The following is a 16,253-nucleotide window of genomic DNA, read 5'->3' as shown; positions in this document are numbered from 1 at the left end:
CCGTTTATTCGGGCAGCGGTCCCCGGTTGCCGGGAATGTGCTGGAACACCATGGTGGTTTCCGTGTGACCCACCACCGGATCGGTGGCGAGGTTGTCCAGGAGCCAGTTGCGGAGGTCGTCCGTATTGGCGACGGCGATGTGCAACAGGTAGTCCACTGAACCGGTGGTGTGGAAAGTGGAAATGACGGCCGGGAGTTTGGGAACCCGCGCCGTAAAGCGGTCGATTTGGTCACGGTCATGGGCGCGGAGGCGAACCGCAATGAGGGCCTGAACAGAACGGCCGATGGCCGGCAGGCTCAAGACCGCTTCAAATCCCTCAATGATTCCCCGTTCGGAGAGCGCCCTGGTGCGCATCAGGGCAGTGGAGGGGGCGATTCCTACAAGTTCAGCCAGCTGCTTGTTGGAGATCCGGGCGTCGTCCACCAACGCGGCGAGGATTCGTTCGTCGATCGCGTCGAGCGGCTCTGCGCTGCCCGGGCTTGACCGAACATTCTTCGTGGGGTTGCTCACGGATCCTCCTGAAATTGCCTTTTGTCCATCCTAATCCGTGAAATCTTCAGGTGACTATCGTTTGGCGGGGCGTCGGCGGGCCCATCTCCGATCAAGCCGTTGGAGAGGCTCACTAAGCAGCATCACCAGCAGCGGCCAGTTTCCTGCGCCCGGAATGACAAGGGCCAAAACAAGCGCCAACAGGAAAAGTCCGGAAACGATGCCGCTCGCTCGAATTCCTGACACCGCATCGGCGTCATCCATGGTGTGGAGATCGGGGTGGGTCCGCAAATAGGCACGGGCCAGAAGGAGCATGAGGCTGGTGGCGAACAGGGTTCCAATGTAGACAAGGGGCTGCGCCCAGTCAGACTGCATCTGGGTGGACAGTGATGTGGCCACGGGCATCACCACAATGGTGAACATCCATGCCACCGTCAGCCACAACAAGCCCGGGTCCACGCGCTTGACGCTGCGGAACAGCTTGTGGTGGTGCACCCAAAAAACGGCAATCAGGATGAAGCTTAGGACAAACCCGAGCAGGGCGTACTGTTCTTCCGCCAACCACTCGGCCGTTGTGCCGTCGTGGTCCGCCAGTTCACCCACACTCTCCATGAGGGGCAGGATCAACAACGTCAAAGCAATCGCCACCACGGCATCCGTAAACGCCTGCAAACGCTCCGGCGACGACAGTTCCCGGCTTTTCGTGACCTGTGTCATGCCTCCGATTGTAGGGGCAGCCCGGCTGAAATCAGCGGGAGTTTAGCCGTGGGCGGTGCACTATCAAGGTGACTGCCGCCGTCGTACATGACAGTGCGATGACGCTCAACGCCAAAGCCGGCCACCCAAACGCCTGAAAGGCAAGTCCGCCGGCCCAACCGATGACGCTGGAACCCAGGTAGTAGGACAGGTTGTACAGTGACGCTGCCTGCGCTCGGCCCGTGGTGGCGATAGCTCCCGTCCATCCGGACCCAACGCTATGGGCAGCGAAGAAGCCGCCAGTGAAGATCACCAGCCCGGCAAGGGTGGCTGCGAGGTTCTCCACCAACGTCATTGCCAAACCTGCCGACATGATGGCAATACCTGCCACCAGGACGTTCCGCCGACCGAACCTGGTGGTCAGCCCCGCGGCCCATCGTGAGCTGATGGTCCCGGATAGGTACGCCAGGAAAATTAGGCTGACTACGGTGGCAGGAAGTCCAAAAGGTTCGGCATGCAATCGGAATCCGAGGTAGTTGTAAACGGCAACAAAGCCACCCATGAGCAGGAAGGCCTGCAGGTACAGCGACACCAACTTGGGATTACTCGAGTGCCGGCCGAGGGTTCGCAGGGCGCCGCGAAATCCCATGGGCGGGGCGGGGCTGAACCGGCGTTGCTTCGGAACAAGAACCAGGAACAAGACTGCTGAAGCGGTGGCCAGCAGGGAAACAGCCAGCGCCGCGGCGCGCCACCCCCAAAGTTCTCCAACAGGTCCGGCGACCAGACGCCCGGCCAAACCACCCAAGGTAGTTCCGGCAACGTAGGTTCCCGCGGCGAGGGCGGTATGGATTTTAGTAACTTCCTCATTGAGGTAGGCGATGGCGATGGCCGGGATTCCGCCCAGGGCCATACCTTCCAGAGTTCGGAGCCCCAACAGCCAGGGCACTGTGGGTGCCAGAGGCACCAGCAACCCCAAGAGCGTGGCGACGGCGATGCCGATGGCCATGGCGCGGACCCGGCCAATCCTGTCGGCCACAAAGGACCACGGCAGCACAGTGACTGCCAAGCCCACAGTGGCGAGGGAAATGCTCAAGGCCGCTTCGGCCGCCGTGATCCGGAGGTCCGCGGCCATGAGTGGAAGTACGGCCTGCGTGGAGTACAACTGCGCGAAGGTCGCAACCCCGGCAAGCGCCAAAGCGGCCAGGACGCGACTATAACCGCGGGAACCTTTGACGTGTCCGTCCCAGGAGTCGGTGCTGGGCTTGGAGGTTGCTTTGCTCACCGAGCCAGATTAGGGCTGGGTGGACACCATGTTCCAATGCATAGGTCACTTAGGATTGATGCAATAGTGCATGAATTGATCCTGCCAATAATGGAGCTTTATGGAACCCGATCACCAACAGCTCGTTCAACTGCTCCCTCTGCTGCCTGTCTTGGCGGAACTCGGCCGGACGGAACACATGACCGAAACAGCCGAGATCCTCGGCGTTCCACAGTCGACAGTGAGCAGGGCTGTTGCACGGGCCAGCGCCATCGTGGGGATGGACCTCCTGATCCGCGAGGGTCGTGGCATTCGCCTGACACCGGCCGCGCGGACGCTGCTGCCCTACATCGAAGCAGCGCTGGAGGACTTCCAAGCCGGGCTGGACAGGGTGCGGCACGAATCTGACGTTGTGAGGGGCAGGATCGGGGTTTCGTTCCAACACACCTTCGGTGAAGCCACCCTTCCCTTGCTCATCAGCGCCTTCCGCGCCCACCACCCGCACACGGTGTTCGAACTCTGGCAGGGTCCACGCGACGATTGCCTCAGGCAGCTGGCTAACGGGGACATGGATTTCGCGTTGACGGCACCCATCGCGCCGGAGGGGCGGGGTATTCGTGCTCTGCCTTTGTACCGCGAGCCATTGCGCGCGGTGCTGCACTACCGGCACCCTCTGGCCGGAAAGTCCAGCGTCCGCCTCTCCGAACTCCGGCACGAACCGTACATCACCCTCCCGGAGGGGGTGGGCCTTCGGGCGTTGGGCGAAGCGCTCCTGCGCGAAGCCGGATTCAGGCCGCGGATTGCTTTTGAAGTCCAGGAGTCCACCTCTGCCCGTGGATTGGTCTCGGCCGGGCTGGGCTTTAGCATCCTGCCGCCAGCGGGACCCGGTTCAGGGACCGGCCAGTTCCTTCCCGAGGCCGAACTTGGGCTCGTTGAAGTCGCTATCGAATCGGACCTGGCATTCCGGCAGATCGGTATCGCCTGGAGGGAGCGGAGTTTCGAACCGGACGCCGTCAGGCTGTTCCGGGAACTCGTGGTCACCGAGGGCGGCGACTTGCTCGCCGAACTTGTCAGAGCCCGTTCAGGAACTCCCTGACCACGTCCTTCGCAGATCCTTCCCTGGCCTGCTGCCAGCCGGTCCCTGCCCACAGGTTGAGGCGATGGGGATCACCTGCCGCGGATGATGCAGCCCGGACGGGACTGGTGAGGTGGTGGATGGCCGGATAACCCTCCGGCGCGTCCTGATGGTCGCGGACGAATTCATTGACCAGCGAACGTGCCCAGCGCCCCGTGAATGCCCGGGTCATTGCTGTCCCCGTGAAGGCAGGGTCACCCAGCGCGTCCTTGTGCGGTTTCCGTGCACCGCTCTCGTCAGTCCGAACCAGGGCGGTCCCGACTTGCGCTGCTACCGCGCCACCGGCCAGCACGTCGCGCAGCACTGCGGTATTCATGATGGCTCCGGCAGCGATGAGGGGAAGTCCGACGGCGGCACGCACCTGGGCCACCAGTTCCGCCGTCGTACGGGCTGCTGGTCCCTGCCGGCCAGGCAGGAAGGCTGCCGTGTGTCCGCCCGCGGAGCTGTGCTGCACTGCGATGGCATCGGGGCCCTCCTCTGCAGCCGCAAGAGCCTCGTCCACACTGGTAACACTGGAAATGACCCTGGTGCCTGCTTTTTGCAGGGCCTGGACCACCGGCTTTCCCGGCAGGCCGAAGGCGAAGCTCACGAACTCCACGGGGTCGGCCAGCAGGGCATCGATCTTGTCCTGCCAGGCGTCGTCGTCATCGAGCCGGAGGGGAGGTAGCGTCACGCCGTAACGGGCCGCCTCGGGTTCCAGTTCCGCCCGGTATGCCTCAAGTTCCGCCCGTGCTTCAGGACCGGGCGGGAGCTGGCTTGGGTCCGGTACGAACACGTTCATGCCAAACGGAATATTAAGTTCCCGCGTGGCAGCAATTTCAGCCGTCATGGCTTCGGGGCTCTTGTAGCCGGCAGCGATGAAACCCAGTCCACCACCCTCATGAACTGCTTTCACCAACGCCGGCGTGGACGTTCCCCCGGCCATGGGAGCTGCAACAAACGGTGTACCAAACAGGGATTCAGGCATGTGCGGTTTCTCCTCCGGACGCTCCAAGCTAGTCTTTCACGGTGAACAATCCTGACTCTGCCCAGCATTCCCACGCCGCCCCGGAAGCCGTGAGCGGCACCGTCATCGGGCTCGACATCGGCGGCACGAAAACCCGCGGCGTGCGGTTCCTCAACGGATCGCCGATCCGGGATGAGAGCGCAGGCAGCTCCAACGTTCAAAACGTTAGCCGGGAAGTGGCCGCAGCGAACCTCGCTGAGTTGTTCGGGAAAATCGGTGGCGGCCACATTGACCAGGTGTACGCCGGTGCAGGGGGGATCGATACGGACGAAGACGCCCAGGCGCTCGCCGACCTCATCGCACCGCACGCCCCGGGCGCCCGCATCACAGTGGTTCACGACTCACGGCTGTTGCTGGCGGCTGGGGGAGCGGGCACGGGCGTCGCGGTCATTGCCGGGACCGGCTCGGCCGCGTGGGGAAAGAACGACGCCGGCGAGGAAGCCCGGGCAGGTGGCTGGGGCTACCTCCTGGGCGACGAAGGAAGCGGCTACTGGCTGGGGCGCGAGGCCGTCCGGCACAGCCTGCGCCGGATGAACCAAGGCCTGGAGCCTGACCGGCTCAGCCGTGCACTGTTGGACTCCGTCGGTGTGGAGGAACCCGGCAAGCTAATCGCACTGTTCCACTCCCCGGACACCGGCCGCCGCTACTGGGCGCAGCAGGCCCGGTTGGTAGTGGAAGCCGCCGACGCCGGTGACGACATGAGTCGGGCACTAGTGGAGCAAGCAGGCCGCGACTTGGCTGAACTCGCCGAACAAGCCGTCCGCCAATTGGGCCTGGACGGTCCAGTGATCCTCGGCAGCGGACTCGGCATGAACGTCCCGCGGCTCCAGGAAGCGTTCAAGGCCAGGCTGGCCCAACACGGCATTACTGATGTGCGCATTCTTCAACAGGATCCCGTGTTCGGCGTCCCGCGGCTCGTAGCGGAGCAGCGGGACTAACCGTACGAAACTTAGCCGCGGGTTCGTGGCCGTAGCTTGACGCCCGGGAGCGGCGGGGCGGGAATGCGGCCAGCCTCCGGTCCTGCGTCAGGACCATGCCCGGGGACGAAGCCGAAGCGTGAGCTGGCGGCAGCGTCGTCGTCGAGCGATCCTTCGGCTTCCCACTCCTCACGGGCCTTTTCCACTTCCTCATGCGTCCTGCCCACGAAGTTCCACCACATGAGCAGGTCTTCGCCGAACGGTTCGCCGCCGAGGAGCATGAAGCGGGTGTTCGGCTGCGCCTGGGCGGCAAGGCTGGACCTGCCGGCCCCCAAGTAGGCCAGGGGACCAGCCTCGATGTCCTGGCCATCGATCACGACGTGGCCATCCAGGACCAGTACGGCGTGCTCAAAATCGGGCCGCAAGGGCAATTCGAGGGAGCCCGTGCCCGTGATGTCGGCTCCAACAATCGGGCTGAACATCGTGGCGGGGGAGCGCTGTCCGGCGAATTCGCCCACCATCACGGTGGCCGTAAAGCCTTCGCCCACCGCTATCGGCAGGTCCCTCACCTGTTCAAATGACGGCGCACGGTGCCTGTGCTCGTCCGGAAGGGCAACCCACAGCTGGAGTCCTCGGGACATCGGAATTTCTTCCACCAGCGGACTGGACCCGGTCTCGGTAGTGGCCGGAAGGACGGAGAACTCGGAATGGGAGATGCCATGGCCTGCCGTCATGATGTTCAGCTCGCCGGGCCTGACCACTACATCGCTGCCAACGCTGTCGCGGTGCCGTACGGCGCCTTCCAGGGGCCATGTGACAGTTTGAAGTCCGCAGTGTGGGTGGGGGAGTACGCTCATGGCCACCCGGTCCGGCCCGAAACTGTCCAGGAAACACCAGGCACCCACGGTCGGCAGTCCCCGCTGGGGCAGCGTCCTCATGACGTTCATGGCGCGCACGCCGCCCAAGGGAACCTCGCGCTCGGGCCACAACTGAACGCAGGGACCTTGACCTTCCGGCACAGCGGGGCAGACTTCCTCTGCGGGGGAAGTATCAAGATTGGTCATGTGATCATCGCCTGTGCATAAATGTTGGAAATTGAGCTAATCTGTTCCACGTGAACAACGCCCTCCTGAGCTACCGAGACGCCGTCCTTTACCGTTCGGGTGAACCGTATCGCATCCTCGCCGGAGCCATCCACTACTTCCGTGTTCACCCGGACCTGTGGCAGGACCGGCTGCGTCGACTTAAAGCGATGGGCGCTAACACGGTGGACACATATGTTGCCTGGAACTTCCACCAGCCTACGCGCGATGAGGCGCCGGACTTCAGTGGTTGGCGGGACCTGGGCCACTTCATTGACCTGGCGGCCGAGGAGGGGCTCGACGTCATTGTCCGCCCTGGCCCGTATATCTGCGCCGAGTGGGACAACGGTGGCTTCCCCGCCTGGCTGACCGGCATTCCCGGCATCGGCCTGCGCTGCATGGACCCGGAATTCACAGGTGCCATCGAGAAATGGTTCGATCAGCTCCTCCCGATCATCGCCTCACGGCAGGCGTCAGCGGGCGGTCCTGTGGTGGCCGTTCAGATTGAAAACGAATACGGCAGCTACGGCGACGACCACGAGTACATCCGCTGGAGCCGACGCGTCCTGGAGGATCGCGGCATCACTGAGCTCCTGTTCACGGCCGACGGCGGCACGGACTATTTCCTCGACGGCGGTTCCATCGAGGGAACCTGGGCGACCGCAACGCTGGGAAGCCGGGGCGACGAAGCGGTGGCCACATGGCAGCGACGCCGGCCCGGCGAGCCGTTCTTCAACGTTGAGTTCTGGGGCGGCTGGTTCGACCACTGGGGCGAACACCATCACCGCCGGGACGCCGAGGACGCCGCGTTGGAAGCACGCAAGATGCTCGATCTCGGTGGCTCACTCTGCGCCTATATGGCCCACGGCGGGACTAACTTCGGCCTCACTTCCGGCAGCAATCACGATGGCACCATGCTGCAGCCGACGGTTACCAGCTACGACTCAGACGCGCCCATCGCAGAGAACGGGGCCCTGACGCCCAAGTTCCATGCTTTCCGCAGGGAGTTCTTCCTGGCACAGGGCATAGAGGAGCTACCCGACCTCCCTCTGGAGTTGTTGGCTGACGCACCGGTACTTGCGGCGCAGTCCTTGCCTCTGACCGCGGGCCCGGATCTGCTGGAGCTTGTGCGGGAAGCCGGCAAACCTGTCAGCAGCGTGAGGCCACTTAGCTTCGAGCAGCTGGGACTCGACGCGGGCATGATCCTCTACGCCGCCGAAGCCATCCTTCCTGGCCGCCCGGACGCTCCCTCGGAGAGCCGGCTGAAGATCACTGGCCTGAATGACCGTGCCTACGTGTGGGTGGACGGCACCTTTGCTGGTGTCCTGGACGACGTCAACGGTTCCGAGGGGTTGCCCGTCAGCGGCACGGGCATCCTCGCCAAGCTTGAGATCCTGGTGGAGAACCTCGGCCGCATCAACTACGGACCTCTGACGGGTCATGGGAAGGGAATTCTGGGCGGTGTCCTCGTCAACCAGCGCTACACGTTCCACTGGACGCAGACACCTGTTGCACTCGCGGACTGGACGCAGGAAGACCTTGAGGGGTTGGCAGGCGTCGACTTCGAGGTCCGGGAACCGGCCGACACTTACATTGCCTTGCCCGACTCGGGGAAGGGCTTCGTCTGGCTCAATGGCTTCCTCCTGGGCAGGTACTGGGATAAGGGCCCACAGGTGACGCTCTACGCACCGGCTCCTTTGCTTAAAACCGGCCGAAACAGCATTAAGGTGCTGGAACTCGGGAAACCAGGGACCGTCGTCGAACTTCGCGAAGCGCCTGACTTGGGTCCGGAAGAAGCAGGTACGATCTCGGCGGCCGAGCTTCCGTAGAGTCCGACCCGAGGATTTATGCTGACTCCATGACCCTCCAGTTCGATACCCGCCCAGCCGCTTACGCCGTGATTGTCCAAGAGGACAAGATCCTGCTTGCGTACTGGAAACAGGACGGCAAGGAAGGCTGGACGCTACCGGGCGGAGGCCTGGATCTGGCGGAACATCCGGTGGACGGTTGCAGGCGTGAAGTCTTCGAGGAAACCGGGTATGAAGCGCGCATCGATCGCATGCTGGGTATCGACGTCGGCCATTGGCCTGCTGATGTCCGCCCCGACGGTTCGGTCAAGGATTTTCAGGCCATCCGACTGGTCTACGAGGCAACGGTGGTGGGCGGAGAACTGACCCATGAGGTGGACGGGAGCACCACGCACGCCGCGTGGATCCCCCTGAAGGACATTGGGAAACTTAACCGGGTGTCGTTGGTGGACACAGCACTGCGCCTGCACCGGGAGCGCCCGGCGGACGGGAAGCTGAGCTAAGCCAACCGGAAGGTGGGCCATAAGGCCTAGCCAAAAGGGCCCGATGTTGGCTACGCTGAACATCGTTGCCGGCCCATCAGCTGCCGGCCTGGATGCCGAGGAGGTGGATTTGATGATTGCCACGATCTTGCGCGCCCCGCACTACGTTGCGGCGCGCCGTCATCAGCCCACCATTCCTGCCCCGGCATCAGCCTGCCAAAACTAGGCGGCCGGGCCTCCTCAGAGGCATTACATTGAACACTTACGCTTCAAGCGACCCTTCTTTTAGTTCCATCAAGCAGCTGCCCACTCACCCATTAAACGGACCAGTGGAGTACGGCTTCACCGACAAAACCGCGGAGCTTTTCCGCGCCCACAGCGCCCCCGGGAACCAGGAAACGGCCACACCCGGCCGCGTAGTGCGCCTGGACAGGAACCGGGTCCTCGTCGCATCGGCCCAAGGTCTCCTGCATTTGCCCTATCCCACGCATGGGCTTGTTCCGGCTACCGGAGACTGGGTATGGCTAGGCCACAACAACGCTGGCGAGCCCGCCGTCGTCGAGGTCCTTCCCCGCCATTCGGCGCTGAGCCGCAAGCGGGCCTTTGAAGCCTCGTCGGAAGAACAGATACTGGGCAGCAACATCGACATTGTTGCGGTGGTGGTCCCTGTGGACCGTCCGCTGACCCATAACCGACTTGAACGGACATTGGTGGCTGCGTGGGACTCCGGCGCCACGCCGCTGGTGGTCATCACCAAGGCTGACCTCGCCCACCTCGCGGACGACGTCGTGGAGGAAGTCATCCTTCAGGCCGCGGGCGTTGACGTCGTTACCACCTCCGCGGAGCAGGGCGATGGCCTCGACGAATTGATGCAGCGAATTCCTCAAGGCGCCACCTTGGTTCTCCTGGGTCCTTCCGGTGCCGGGAAATCGACGCTTATCAACGCCCTCGCGGGGCGTGAGCTCCAGCAGACAGGCGAGGTCCGGGCAGGCGACGGCAAGGGCAAACACACCACCACCTCGCGGGAGTTGGTACCTCTGGCGGGCGGCTCCGTGCTGATGGATACGCCGGGAGTCCGCGGGTTCGGGCTCTTCGACGCCGACGAGGGCATGGACGAGATGTTTGGCGATCTGGAGGAACTTTTCTCCCGGTGCCGCTTCACGGACTGCGCCCATCAAGCAGAGCCGGGATGCGCAGTCCAGGAGGCGCTCGCGGAGGAAACCCTGGATCCCCGGCGCTGGGCCAGCTACCTGAAGCTGCAACGCGAACTGGCGGCCTTGGCCAGGAAGCATGACGCTGCGGCTCGCCGTGCCTACCAGCGCGAATGGCACCAAAGGGTGATGTCAGCGGACCGAGGCCAGCGTGCAGCGGAACGTTACAAGCACGACCAAGCCGAGGAACGGACCGGAAAGGGCGGCAAGCGACGAAAACGCTGAACATTGCCGATTCATTACGGAACTCGTGGCGACGCTGACATCGTCGGTGGTGCTGGCTACGCTGGGTGAAGATTGCTTTGCAGCCAAGTAATAAGAGTGCATATGATCATCTGGCTCTACCGATGTTCTCTACCACAGATAGGTAAGCCCGGGTATGGCCGAAGCCATGATTGATTTCAAGAGCGTCACCAAGCAATACCAGGGCGGGCAACCGGCGGTGGATTCTCTCACCATGTCCATCGACAAGGGCGCCATAACCGTGTTTGTGGGCCCTTCGGGCTGCGGAAAGACCACTTCCCTGCGCATGATCAACCGAATGGTGGAGCCCACCAGCGGAACCATCACTGTTGCAGGGGAAGATGTCTCCCAGGTTCCCGCGGCCAAGCTCCGCCGCTCCATGGGCTATGTCATGCAGTCATCCGGCTTGCTTCCGCACCGATCCGTGCTGGATAACATCGCCACCGTTCCACGGCTCAACGGCGTACCCAAGGCGGCTGCGCGGAAACGCGCGGAGGAACTGCTCGACGTCGTCGGGCTGGCTTCCGTCTTGGGCAAGCGATACCCGTCACAACTCTCGGGTGGTCAGCAGCAGCGCGTTGGAGTTGCCAGGGCGCTCGCTGCTGATCCGCCGGTCCTGCTGATGGACGAACCTTTCAGCGCAGTTGATCCTGTGGTCCGTGACGAACTGCAACAGGAACTTCTGCGTCTGCAGCGGGAACTGGCCAAGACCATTGTGTTTGTCACGCACGACATCGACGAAGCCACTGTTCTTGGTGACAAGGTGGCTGTCTTCGCCGTCGGGGGCAAGCTCGCGCAATACGCGGCTCCTGAAGAGATCCTTCGGGCACCTGCGAATGACTTCGTGGCCTCCTTCGTGGGACGCGACCGCGGCTTCCGCCACCTTGCCTTCAACGCCGCAGACGCCGTGACGCTGCACCCTGTCACCATGGTGAGTCCTTCCGACGGCCACCATGCGGGCCGCCAATCGGGGGAGTGGGCGCTGGTTGTCGACGACGATTCGCGGCCGCTCGGATGGTCTTCACCGCGGGACGGCGCCGGGCTGATCCCCGGAGGTTCGCTCTTCCGCAAGGGAGATACGCTGCGGCGCGCGCTGGATGCGGCGTTGTCGTCGCCGTCGGGCCTTGGCGTCGCGGTTGACGACGACGGCCGGGTGGCCGGAGTCCTGAAGGCGCCGGAAGTCCTGGCACTTATCGAAGAAGTCCGGCACCACAGGGAGGACGCCACCTGATGGAGTGGTTCCTTGCCAACAGTGGCATGGTCCTGGGGTTGGCCGGTCAGCACATGGTGCTCGCGATCATTCCCATGATCTTCGGATTGCTGATTTCGGTCCCCTTGGCCCAGCTGGCCAGGCGCAACAGCACGCTCAGGTCAGTGGTGGCAACAGCAACCTCATTGCTGTACACCATTCCCTCGCTGGCCCTGTTCATCATTCTTCCCACCATCCTTGGCACGCGTATTTTGGATCCGCTGAACGTGGTGGTGGCACTGACCATCTATGCCGTGGCATTGCTGGTCCGTGCCGCGATGGACGCCTTCGACTCCGTGGATGATGACCTCCGAAACGCTGCCGTTGCCATGGGTTTCAAGCCCCTGGCCCGCTTCTTCCAGGTGGACCTTCCGTTGTCTTTGCCTGTGCTGTTCGCAGGACTTCGAGTGGTGTCAGTCAGCAATATCTCCCTGGTGAGCGTGGCGGCCCTGCTTGGTGTGGGCAACCTTGGGGTTCTGTTCACTGACGGCCTGCAGCGCACGTTCATCACCGAAGTTGTGGTGGGCATCATCGCAATCCTGGTGTTGGCGCTGTTGATGGATGCGGTTCTGGTGGTGTTGGAGCGGCTCTTGACGCCATGGACCCGTGCGGCAGGTGGAAGTTCGTCGCGTCCGGATGGAAACGCGTTGCTCACCGAGCCCAAAGCGGGACCCGCGAAGCCGCACGCGGCCCTTCGCCCGGACTCGGGGGCGTCCGCATGAACATCTTTGCTGAGACCATTGCCTGGCTGACAAACCCCAAGAACTGGACCGGCAGCGGTGGAATCCCCACCCGCTTGCTGGAGCACTTGCAGTACAGCGCACTGGTGCTACTCATCGCCGCCGCCATTGCAGTGCCAATCGGTCTCTACATCGGGCACACCGGGCGCGGCCGCGTTGTCGCAGTGGCTGTCGCCGGAGCATTGCGTGCCCTCCCGACGCTCGGTTTGCTGGTCCTCTTCGCGTTGCTCGCCGGGAGTGGCTTGATGCCTCCAGTGTGGGCGCTGGTCATCCTCACAGTGCCGCCGCTTCTGGCCGGGACCTATGCCGGCATTGCCAGCGTTGATGCCACGGTGGTGGACGCTGCCCGGGCCATGGGCATGACCGAACTTCAGATCCTGTTCCGCGTGGAACTGCCCAACGGACTGCAGGTGATGTTCGGCGGCATCCGCACCGCGGTTCTGCAGGTCATCGCGACAGTCTCTGTGGTTGCCTACCTTCCGTTGGGTGGGCTTGGCCGGTATCTGTTCGACGGCCTCGTGCTGCAGGATTTCCCCAGGATGCTCGGAGGCTCCCTGCTCATCGCGGGGTTGGCCATCGCAGTGGACCTGATCCTGGCCGGCATACAAAGGCTCGTCATCTCGCCCGGCCTGACCCTCGACTCAAGCGGCCGCCAGAAGGCAGCCGACGATCTCACAGCCACGGTTCCCGCCGGGGCTGCCGTTCAAGGAGGTACATCATGAAAAACCCCGTCCCCATGACTCTTACGCGCCGTGGTCTCGGCGGCCTTGCCACTGGACTGGGTGTGGCCCTCGCGTTGAGCGCCTGCGGCGGCAGTCCCTTGGCCACGCCTTCCACCTCGGCGCCCAGCGGTTCCTCCGCCGGAGGCTCACTGGTAGTCGGTTCGGCAGACTTCCCGGAGAGCCAGGTCATCGCAGAGATCTATGTGGGTGCCCTCAACGCGGCTGGTCTCACGGCCACGTCCAAGCCGAACATCGGGTCGCGCGAGATCTACTTCAAGGCTGTCCAGGACGGCTCCGTGGACCTCGTGCCGGACTACTCCGGCAACCTTCTCTCCTATGTGGACACGGAGGCCGCTGAGGTATCTGCCGAGGACGTCTACAAGGCGCTCCCGGGCAAGCTTCCGGAAGGCCTCGCGGTCCTGGAGCCGGCCAAGGCCGAGTCCAAGGACGCCATGGTGGTCACCAAGGCCACGGCGGAGAAGTACCAGTTGAAGTCCATCGAGGACCTGGCCAAGGTCTGCAAGGACTTCACCATGGCTGCACCGGCCACCTTCGAGACCCGTGCCTACGGCTTCCCGGGGCTGAAGGCGAACTATGGTTGCGAGCTCAAGGGCCTGCAGCCCTTCAACGACGGCGGTGGCAACCTGACCCTCCAGGCTCTCCTGGAGGACAAGGTTCAGGTGGCGGACATCTACACCACCACGCCGTCCATCGCAGATAACGACCTCGTCGTCCTGGAAGATCCGAAGAACAACTTCAAGGCACAGCAGGTCCTGCCGTTGGTCAAGGAAGCCAAGATGACGGACAAGGCCAAGGAAGCGCTCAACAACGTTTCCAAAATCCTTACCACCGACGACCTGATCAACCTGAACCGCGCAGTAAGCGGCGACCAGAAGCAGTCGCCCAAGGATGCCGCAGCCGCATGGCTGAAGGACAAAGGCATCGTCAAGTAGTACCTGAACAAAACCGCGTACGACGGCGGTGACGGACCCGCGCGGGACCGTCACCGCCGTCGTCGTATGTGTGAGTCAGGTCTCAGCTGAACTCCATCACCCGTGTGGCATATTTGAGGGATGGCGAATTTCAAGCAGTCCACCAAGCTTCATAATGTCCTCTACGACATCCGTGGACCGATTCTTCAGGCCGCCCAGCAAATGGAAGCGGAGGGTCACCGAATCCTCAAACTGAACATCGGAAACCCGGCCCCTTTTGGTTTCGAAGCGCCCGACGCCATCTTGGTGGACATGATCCGCCACTTGCCCAACGCTCAGGGCTACAGCGATTCCCGCGGCATTTTCTCGGCCAGGACCGCCGTCTCGCAGTACTACCAGACGCGCGGCATCCAGAACATCCACGTTGACGACATCTACCTCGGCAACGGTGTCAGTGAGCTCATCACCATGTCCCTCATGGCACTCCTGGACGACGGTGACGAAGTGCTGATTCCTACGCCGGACTACCCGCTGTGGACGGCATCTGTAGCCCTCGCCGGCGGCCGACCCGTGCACTACCTCTGTGATGAAGAGTCCGGATGGCAGCCGGATCTTGAGGACATGGAATCCAAGATCACGCCGCGGACCAAGGGCATTGTGGTGATCAACCCCAACAACCCCACCGGCGCCGTCTACCCGGAGGAGACCCTCAAGGAGATCGTCGCGTTGGCAGAGAAGCACGGACTGGTTCTCTTCGCTGACGAAATCTACGAGAAAATCCTCTACGAAGACGCAGTTCACGTTAACCTCGCCGGGCTTACCGGTGATGACGTCCTGTGCCTGACGTTCAGTGGCCTGTCCAAGGCCTACCGCGTCTGCGGATACCGCGCGGGTTGGATGGCGATTTCCGGGCCAAAGAAGGAGGCCGCCGATTACCTTGAGGGCATCAACCTGCTGGCCAACATGCGCTTGTGTGCCAACGTACCTGCACAGCACGCCATCCAAACCGCGCTCGGCGGCTACCAGAGCATCAACGATCTCATCCTTCCCGGTGGCAGGCTCCTGGAGCAGCGCAATAAGGCCTACGACCTCCTGAACGCCATCCCCGGCGTCAGCACCCAGCAGGCCAGGGGTGCCCTTTATCTATTCCCGAAGTTGGACCCAGAGGTCTACCACATCAGGGACGACGAGAAGTTTGTCCTGGACCTGTTGAAAGAACAGAAAATCCTGGTGTCCCATGGGCGTGCGTTCAACTGGGTTCGTCCGGATCACTTCCGAATGGTCACCTTGCCCAACGTCAAGGACATCGAAGAAGCCATTGGCCGCATGGCGGACTTCCTGTCGAGGTACCCGGGCAACTAGCCTGAGGTCCATAGCCGCGCCACGGGGGCGCGGCCGGGCAGAAAGGCATGCCAATGGCTGCTGCAGTTGAGTTCGCCAAAAGTCCGGCCGAGGTACTCAGGGTGGGCTCGGGGTTTACGCTGGCAGGCGTGGACCCTGAATCCACCCCGGGCTACACCGGTGTGAAAGCTGATGGCAAGGCGCTGCTGGCCGCCCAAGATACACAGCTTGCCGAACTGCAGGAAAAGCTCTTTGCCGAAGGCAGGGCGGGCAGCGGGAAGCGGCTCCTGTTGATACTCCAAGCTATGGATACCGCCGGGAAAGGTGGCATCGTCAGCCACGTAGTGGGCGCCATGGATGTGCAAGGCGTTCACGTGTCCGCGTTCAAGGCCCCAACTGACGAGGAAAAGTCGCACGACTTCCTGTGGCGGATCGAAAAGCAGGTTCCCGAGGCTGGGATAGTGGGAGTCTTCGACCGCTCACACTACGAAGACGTCTTGATTCACCGCGTCCACGGGTGGGCCGACGCTTCCGAGCTGGAGCGCCGGTATGCCGCGATCAATGACTTCGAGGCCCGCCTTGCCGACCAGGGAACCACCATCGTCAAGGTCATGCTCAACATCGGCAAGGACGAGCAAAAGAAGCGCCTCATTGCCAGGCTTGATGATCCCACCAAACACTGGAAATACAGCCGGACTGACCTCGCCGAGCGGGCGTTCTGGGATGACTACATGGACGCGTACAGCACGGCGTTCGAGAATACGTCAACCGAGATCGCACCTTGGCACGTGGTGCCCGCCAACAAGAAGTGGTACGCCCGCATCGCCGTCCAGCAACTGCTGTTGGATGCCCTGGGTGGTTTGCAACTGGATTGGCCCAAGGCTGACTTTGATGTCGCTGCTGAGCGTGCCCTCGTGATGGAGTCGTAAGCCGCCTCC

General features: G+C 62.9%; 17 protein-coding genes. 12 read left to right on the top strand and 5 right to left on the bottom strand.

What is annotated here, in order from left to right; all coding sequences use genetic code 11:
- Nucleotides 1–4: 4 nt before the first annotated feature.
- The 3 genes from KCX59_RS15385 to KCX59_RS15375 are packed head-to-tail and all read right to left on the bottom strand — an operon-like array spanning nt 5 to nt 2,468.
- Complete coding sequence (locus KCX59_RS15385) at nt 5–511, bottom strand: Lrp/AsnC family transcriptional regulator (protein WP_026539896.1); 507 nt, start codon at nt 509–511, stop codon at nt 5–7.
- Nucleotides 512–565: 54 nt separating this feature from the next.
- Nucleotides 566–1,207: a TMEM175 family protein gene (locus KCX59_RS15380; protein ID WP_091468831.1), complete on the bottom strand. Its 642-nt coding sequence runs from the start codon at nt 1,205–1,207 to the stop codon at nt 566–568.
- A 31-nt stretch (nt 1,208–1,238) separates the two neighbouring features.
- Nucleotides 1,239–2,468: an MFS transporter gene (locus KCX59_RS15375; RefSeq protein ID WP_179019787.1), complete on the bottom strand. Its 1,230-nt coding sequence runs from the start codon at nt 2,466–2,468 to the stop codon at nt 1,239–1,241.
- A 100-nt stretch (nt 2,469–2,568) separates the two neighbouring features.
- Between KCX59_RS15375 and KCX59_RS15370 the strand changes: the two genes are divergently transcribed.
- Nucleotides 2,569–3,543 (top strand): LysR family transcriptional regulator, encoded by a 975-nt coding sequence (locus KCX59_RS15370; protein WP_091468826.1) that lies wholly within the window; start codon nt 2,569–2,571, stop codon nt 3,541–3,543.
- Here KCX59_RS15370 and KCX59_RS15365 read toward each other — a convergent pair.
- Nucleotides 3,518–4,549 carry a nitronate monooxygenase gene (locus tag KCX59_RS15365; protein WP_179019788.1) on the bottom strand — a complete coding sequence of 344 codons (1,032 nt, stop codon included), beginning with the start codon at nt 4,547–4,549 and terminating at the stop codon, nt 3,518–3,520. The two genes, KCX59_RS15370 and KCX59_RS15365, sit on opposite strands and share 26 nt — an antisense overlap.
- Before the next feature lie 41 nt (nt 4,550–4,590).
- On the opposite strand from KCX59_RS15365, the gene KCX59_RS15360 reads away from it, so the two are divergent.
- A complete protein-coding gene (locus KCX59_RS15360) occupies nt 4,591–5,526 on the top strand; it encodes an N-acetylglucosamine kinase (RefSeq protein ID WP_178997077.1) in 936 nt (311 codons plus the stop codon).
- 11 nt (nt 5,527–5,537) lie between these two features.
- On the opposite strand, the gene KCX59_RS15355 is transcribed toward KCX59_RS15360, so the two are convergent.
- Nucleotides 5,538–6,569, bottom strand: a complete 1,032-nt coding sequence (locus tag KCX59_RS15355; protein WP_179019789.1) for a pirin family protein — start codon at nt 6,567–6,569, stop codon at nt 5,538–5,540.
- A gap of 50 nt (nt 6,570–6,619) precedes the next feature.
- On the opposite strand from KCX59_RS15355, the gene KCX59_RS15350 reads away from it, so the two are divergent.
- The 10 genes from KCX59_RS15350 to KCX59_RS15305 all read left to right on the top strand — a co-directional run bounded on the left by KCX59_RS15350 (nt 6,620) and on the right by KCX59_RS15305 (nt 16,244).
- Entirely contained in the window at nt 6,620–8,416 is a 1,797-nt protein-coding gene (locus KCX59_RS15350) for a glycoside hydrolase family 35 protein (protein WP_179019790.1), read from the top strand.
- A 29-nt stretch (nt 8,417–8,445) separates the two neighbouring features.
- The gene (locus tag KCX59_RS15345) at nt 8,446–8,898 is read left to right on the top strand and encodes an NUDIX hydrolase (RefSeq protein ID WP_178997072.1); all 453 of its coding nucleotides are present in this window, start codon (nt 8,446–8,448) and stop codon (nt 8,896–8,898) included.
- Nucleotides 8,899–8,944: 46 nt separating this feature from the next.
- A complete protein-coding gene (locus KCX59_RS15340) occupies nt 8,945–9,103 on the top strand; it encodes a hypothetical protein (protein ID WP_179019417.1) in 159 nt (52 codons plus the stop codon).
- 28 nt (nt 9,104–9,131) lie between these two features.
- On the top strand, nt 9,132–10,313 hold the full coding sequence (gene rsgA, locus KCX59_RS15335; RefSeq protein WP_178997068.1) for a ribosome small subunit-dependent GTPase A: 1,182 nt from the start codon (nt 9,132–9,134) through the stop codon (nt 10,311–10,313).
- A gap of 154 nt (nt 10,314–10,467) precedes the next feature.
- Nucleotides 10,468–11,562, top strand: coding sequence for an ABC transporter ATP-binding protein (locus tag KCX59_RS15330; protein WP_091468810.1), 1,095 nt, complete (start codon nt 10,468–10,470; stop codon nt 11,560–11,562).
- The gene (locus KCX59_RS15325; RefSeq protein ID WP_179019791.1) at nt 11,562–12,302 is read left to right on the top strand and encodes an ABC transporter permease; all 741 of its coding nucleotides are present in this window, start codon (nt 11,562–11,564) and stop codon (nt 12,300–12,302) included. The genes KCX59_RS15330 and KCX59_RS15325 overlap by 1 nt, the downstream gene beginning before the upstream one ends.
- Nucleotides 12,299–13,042, top strand: coding sequence for an ABC transporter permease (locus KCX59_RS15320; RefSeq protein ID WP_179019793.1), 744 nt, complete (start codon nt 12,299–12,301; stop codon nt 13,040–13,042). The genes KCX59_RS15325 and KCX59_RS15320 overlap by 4 nt, the downstream gene beginning before the upstream one ends.
- Complete coding sequence (locus KCX59_RS15315) at nt 13,039–13,995, top strand: ABC transporter substrate-binding protein (protein WP_091468803.1); 957 nt, start codon at nt 13,039–13,041, stop codon at nt 13,993–13,995. Before KCX59_RS15320 ends, KCX59_RS15315 begins: the two co-directional genes overlap by 4 nt.
- 120 nt (nt 13,996–14,115) lie before the next feature.
- Complete coding sequence (locus KCX59_RS15310) at nt 14,116–15,336, top strand: pyridoxal phosphate-dependent aminotransferase (RefSeq protein WP_179019794.1); 1,221 nt, start codon at nt 14,116–14,118, stop codon at nt 15,334–15,336.
- Between the two features lie 53 nt (nt 15,337–15,389).
- The gene (locus KCX59_RS15305) at nt 15,390–16,244 is read left to right on the top strand and encodes a polyphosphate kinase 2 family protein (protein WP_179019795.1); all 855 of its coding nucleotides are present in this window, start codon (nt 15,390–15,392) and stop codon (nt 16,242–16,244) included.
- The last annotated feature ends 9 nt before the right edge of the window (nt 16,245–16,253 follow it).

This window comes from Paenarthrobacter nitroguajacolicus (assembly GCF_051027655.1).
In the GTDB taxonomy this organism is placed as follows: domain Bacteria; phylum Actinomycetota; class Actinomycetes; order Actinomycetales; family Micrococcaceae; genus Arthrobacter; species Arthrobacter nitroguajacolicus.
The sequence above is the reverse complement of the archived record's forward strand: the minus strand, read 5'-3'. Positions and strand labels throughout refer to the sequence as shown.

Bases quoted from the DNA above. Each gene is read 5' to 3' on its own strand.
- KCX59_RS15380 (WP_091468831.1), bottom strand. From the start codon at position 1,207: ATGACACAGGTCACGAAAAGCCGGGAACTGTCGTCGCCGGAGCGTTTG.
- KCX59_RS15370 (WP_091468826.1), top strand. From the start codon at position 2,569: ATGGAACCCGATCACCAACAGCTCGTTCAACTGCTCCCTCTGCTGCCT.
- KCX59_RS15365 (WP_179019788.1), bottom strand. From the start codon at position 4,549: ATGCCTGAATCCCTGTTTGGTACACCGTTTGTTGCAGCTCCCATGGCC.
- KCX59_RS15355 (WP_179019789.1), bottom strand. From the start codon at position 6,569: ATGACCAATCTTGATACTTCCCCCGCAGAGGAAGTCTGCCCCGCTGTG.
- KCX59_RS15345 (WP_178997072.1), top strand. From the start codon at position 8,446: ATGACCCTCCAGTTCGATACCCGCCCAGCCGCTTACGCCGTGATTGTC.
- KCX59_RS15330 (WP_091468810.1), top strand. From the start codon at position 10,468: ATGGCCGAAGCCATGATTGATTTCAAGAGCGTCACCAAGCAATACCAG.
- KCX59_RS15325 (WP_179019791.1), top strand. From the start codon at position 11,562: ATGGAGTGGTTCCTTGCCAACAGTGGCATGGTCCTGGGGTTGGCCGGT.
- KCX59_RS15320 (WP_179019793.1), top strand. From the start codon at position 12,299: ATGAACATCTTTGCTGAGACCATTGCCTGGCTGACAAACCCCAAGAAC.
- KCX59_RS15315 (WP_091468803.1), top strand. From the start codon at position 13,039: ATGAAAAACCCCGTCCCCATGACTCTTACGCGCCGTGGTCTCGGCGGC.
- KCX59_RS15310 (WP_179019794.1), top strand. From the start codon at position 14,116: ATGGCGAATTTCAAGCAGTCCACCAAGCTTCATAATGTCCTCTACGAC.
- KCX59_RS15305 (WP_179019795.1), top strand. From the start codon at position 15,390: ATGGCTGCTGCAGTTGAGTTCGCCAAAAGTCCGGCCGAGGTACTCAGG.